Raw genomic sequence first — 397 nt, forward strand, 5'->3', positions numbered from 1 at the left:
GAATAGGCGAGCTGGAGAAACGAATCGGCAAGAAAGAGCTTGTCAGTTTAATTGGCGACCTAATCGTCAAGCCTGCTGGACGTCCGACTTTGGTGCCTGAGACCGACAAGCGACCAGAGCTGAACAGCCTTGATGGTGACTTCGCTGGGGAGGACTTCAGCGGTGCTTGATGGTATCACATCGCGACTCGTTTCCGAGTTAATTAATGGTACCCGAAATGAAATGGTCATTACGAAAGAAGAATTCGATATGGTAATGGTTGTTTTGGACTCAGCAAGAATTGAAACCTACCAATATGAGGACGCTGGCGATGTCATAATCGAACGTACGGCGCAAAGGAGACAAAAACATATGGCAATCGATAATCAAGCAACTAAAGTAATCACAGGTAAAGTAC

General features: G+C 46.1%; 2 protein-coding genes. Both read left to right on the forward strand.

Translation table 11 applies throughout. The features are described from left to right. Positions 1-11 precede the first annotated feature (11 nt). The gene (locus AC1DIP_RS22325) at positions 12-170 is read left to right on the forward strand and encodes a DUF2800 domain-containing protein (protein WP_477735131.1); all 159 of its coding nucleotides are present in this window, start codon (positions 12-14) and stop codon (positions 168-170) included. Continuing rightward, positions 163-397 (forward strand): hypothetical protein (locus AC1DIP_RS22330; protein ID WP_477735130.1); only part of this gene is annotated, 235 nt, incomplete at its 3' end. The genes AC1DIP_RS22325 and AC1DIP_RS22330, both read left to right, overlap by 8 nt.

Source organism: Pseudarthrobacter sp. 05T312, assembly GCF_056396685.1.